3 protein-coding genes are annotated in these 3,712 nt (G+C 60.6%); all 3 read right to left on the bottom strand.

The features are described from left to right. Positions 1-337 precede the first annotated feature (337 nt). Positions 338-1,216, bottom strand: coding sequence for a Rossmann-like and DUF2520 domain-containing protein (locus ACWGS9_RS34205; protein ID WP_454509347.1), 879 nt, complete (start codon positions 1,214-1,216; stop codon positions 338-340). A gap of 242 nt (positions 1,217-1,458) precedes the next feature. Next, entirely contained in the window at positions 1,459-3,600 is a 2,142-nt protein-coding gene (gene scpA, locus ACWGS9_RS34200) for a methylmalonyl-CoA mutase (protein ID WP_454509348.1), read from the bottom strand. Positions 3,601-3,607: 7 nt separating this feature from the next. Next, positions 3,608-3,712 (bottom strand): NAD(P)(+) transhydrogenase (Re/Si-specific) subunit beta (locus tag ACWGS9_RS34195; protein ID WP_454508574.1); only part of this gene is annotated, 105 nt, incomplete at its 5' end.

Genomic DNA, 3,712 nt, shown 5'->3' with positions numbered 1-3,712 from the left:
TGCCTGTCGCGCCATCTCAGAACGAGGCGCCCCTCCCGCGAAGCGGGTTCGTGCTTGAGGCGCAAAGCTGCCGTTCCCTAGAAGATAAATGCGATCGGCGAGTGGCGGACTGGCTCCTTGAATCGACTTTGGCGAACCGCTTCGCAAGCTATTGATTTGTAACGATTATGTTAGTCGCTGAGGGTGCAAGACTTCTGAACGAAATCAATGGTTTAGCGGATGGTTAGCCAACCCATGTCCTTCGTATCGTCTAATATGGTCTGGCGAACCCAGGGACAAGGAGTAGGACTAGTTTTCGATGCAAACGGAGGGTCGTTTAATAACGGTCAGTCTGCTTTCAGGCGCGACTATTCACCAATATATCGTTTGATCGGACGGTGCCATTGCGCTTCAACTGATACGCCATATCGCTCAGCAGGCTGTAGACTTCACCTGCTTTTGCGTACCACTGGGCGACCCGCGCGTGCTGGAGGGCGATTGTCTTCCGGTCGCCACGTGCCGCGGGTCCAGTCAAAGCGGCCTGCGGCCCCAAGCGCCTGACATTGGCCGAGGCAACGTCCAAAAGCGAAGAACACAGTGCATTGGCAATGTCGGGATCGACGCCGGACTGCGCCCACGCTTCCATTGCGAGTGCTTGAAGCACGACGGTGAAATTGTTCGAGAATACCGCAGCTGCGTGATAGAGAGCTTTGTGGTCTGCGTTAAGCGAGAACGGACGCCCCCCGACCTCCAGTAGCAAGGGATTTAACCTCGCGATCGCAAGCCGATCGCCCTCGATGCCGCAGAATGTTCCAGCAAATTGTGCTGCCGCAGTCTCCGAGTCGGCAAAGCTTAGAACCGGGTGACAACTTGCCACCAGCCAGCCAAAGTCTCTTAACGGTTTGAGCGCGGTTGATGGAAGAATACCGCTGAAGTGTATCGCCACCGGGGCATCTGTTTCTTCCCCGTGGCGGGCAGCGGGCAGGTCGCGCGCCATCTCCTCGGCGACGATTGTGATCTGGTCATCTGGCACTGTTATGAGCCACAAATGCGCGGCCTTCATCTCCTCGAGTCGCTGGACGGCCCTACCCTGTCCGACAGCGGAAACGGCTCGCGCCGCATTTTCATAGCGGCTACTGAGTACGTCACCGATGTTTGCCGATCCGGCATTCGTTAGAACGCGGAGCAACGTTTGGCCAACTCGCCCCGCGCCGATGATATTGATGGTAGCGGCCATCTGACTGTCCTTGTAAATCAGCGATGAAAATCAGCGATGTTTTCCGCCCTCGTCCGCAGTACCGTTGGATGAGGGCTGGCCGCTTTGTCGCGGTCGACGCGGCTCTGGCCGAATTGATCGCCAATCTTAGCGCGCGCCGATTTGTGATCCGAATCCTACAGCGCACATCTTCTGCCCGACCACAGAAAGCCGCAAGCGCCCTGAAATCTGGCTACGTCTTAGCGCTGAACGCTTGCCTAAAATCATCGGTTGCTCCGTTTTCTCTCAAAGAGGTCGAGCACAACCTGTGCAGCGTCGAGCACGTTGGTGCCCGGCCCGAAAACAGCGGCCACGCCGTGATCAAGGAGATACTTGTAGTCTTGGCGCGGCACCACTCCGCCGACCACCACTATGACGTCCGAGGCGCCCCTAGCCTTGAGGGCTTCGACGAGTTGCGGCGCCAGCGTCTTGTGGCCGGCGGCGAGCGAAGACATGCCCACCACATGGACTTTCGCCGTTGCAGCCAGGTCGGCGACTTCCCGTGGCGTCTGGAACAATGGTCCGGCGATCACGTCGAAGCCGATATCCCCGAAAGCCGATGCGATGACCTTGGCGCCCCGGTCGTGGCCGTCCTGTCCAAGCTTCGCCACCATGATGCGCGGCTTCCCGCCGAGCGATGCGGCCATCTCTTCGATGCGAGCAACCAGCGTCTCGTATTCGGGCTCGCCGGCATAGGACTGGCCATAGATCTCGCGCACGACCCTAGGCACCGCCGCATGGTCCCCAAAGGCCCGGCGCAGGGCGTCGGAAATCTCGCCTACGCTGGCGCGTGCCCGGGCCGCTTCGACCGCCGCGTCGAGCATGTTGCCGTCGCTGGTGCGGGCTATTTTCTCGAGTTTCGCGAGCGCAGCCTCGGCGCGGACGGGATCGCGTTGCCGACGGATCTTTTCCAGCCGCTTCACCTGCGCCTCGCGCACCGCTTTGTTGTCGATGTCGAGGATGTCGATCTGATCCTCGCTCTCGAGACGGTACCGGTTGACACCGATGATCACCTCGTGGCCGCGGTCGACCGCGGCCTGCCTGCGCGTCGCGGCCTCTTCGATGAGGCGCTTGGGCAGGCCATCGATTACCGCCTTGGTCATGCCGCCCCTTGCCTCGACGTCTTCGATCAACGTCCACGCTGCGTCGGCGAGTTCCTTGGTCAGGCTCTCGACATAGTAGGAGCCGGCGAGTGGATCGACGACCTTCGTGACGCCCGTCTCGTGCTGAAGGATCAACTGCGTGTTACGCGCGATACGAGCCGAGAACTCGGTCGGCAGTGCGATCGCCTCGTCGAAGGAATTGGTGTGCAGGCTCTGCGTGCCGCCGAGCACCGCACTCATCGCCTCATAGGCAGTGCGCACAATGTTGTTATAGGGATCCTGCTCCTGCAGCGATACGCCAGATGTCTGGCAGTGGGTGCGAAGCCTCAGCGAGGAGGCCTTCTTCGGCTGGAACTCCTCCATGATGCGGGTCCACAGAAGCCTGGCGGCGCGCAGCTTGGCGGCCTCCATGAAGAAGTTCATCCCGATCGCGAAGAAGAAGGACAGCCGGCCGGCGAAATCGTCGATATCGAGGCCCTTCTTCAGTGCCGCGCGGACATATTCGCGCCCGTCGGCCAGCGTGAACGCAAGCTCCTGCACCAGCGTCGCCCCAGCCTCCTGCATATGATAGCCGGAGATCGAGATCGAGTTGAATTTCGGCATCTCCTTCGCAGTGTACTCGATGATGTCGGCGACGATCCGCATCGAGGGTTCCGGCGGGTAGATGTAGGTATTGCGGACCATGAACTCCTTGAGGATGTCGTTCTGGATCGTCCCGGAGAGTTGCGCGCGCGGCACGCCCTGCTCCTCTCCCGCGACGATGAAGCTGGCGAGGATCGGTATCACCGCGCCGTTCATGGTCATCGACACTGAAACCTTGTCGAGTGAGATGCCGTCGAACAGGATCTTCATGTCCTCGACGGAATCGATCGCCACGCCCGCCTTGCCGACATCGCCCTCGACGCGCGGGTGATCGCTGTCATAGCCGCGATGGGTGGCAAGGTCGAAGGCCACCGACACACCTTGCTGGCCAGCGGCAAGCGCCTTGCGGTAGAAGGCGTTGGAGGCCTCCGCCGTTGAGAAGCCCGCATATTGGCGGATGGTCCATGGGCGGCCGGCATACATGGTCGCGCGCGGCCCGCGCAGGTACGGCCTTTCGCCGGGGAGGCTGCCGAGATAGCCGTTCGCTTCAAGATCCTGCGCCGTGTAGAGAGGCTTGACGTCGATGCCCTCCGCTGTGTGCCAGATTGTGCCGTCTATCGCTCCGCGCAACTCAGCTTCGGCGCGGTTTTCCCACTCGGCGATCTGTTGTGCCCTGGTCATCATAGGATCAGTGATCCATGGCCTTGACGATCTCTTCGGTCATCTTCTTGGCGTCGCCGAGCAGCATCATGGTGCCGTCCTTGTAGAACAGCGTGTTGTCGATGCCGGCATA

Source organism: Mesorhizobium sp. Arg314, assembly GCF_053714275.1.
This window is presented reverse-complemented; position numbering and strand designations above follow the sequence as displayed.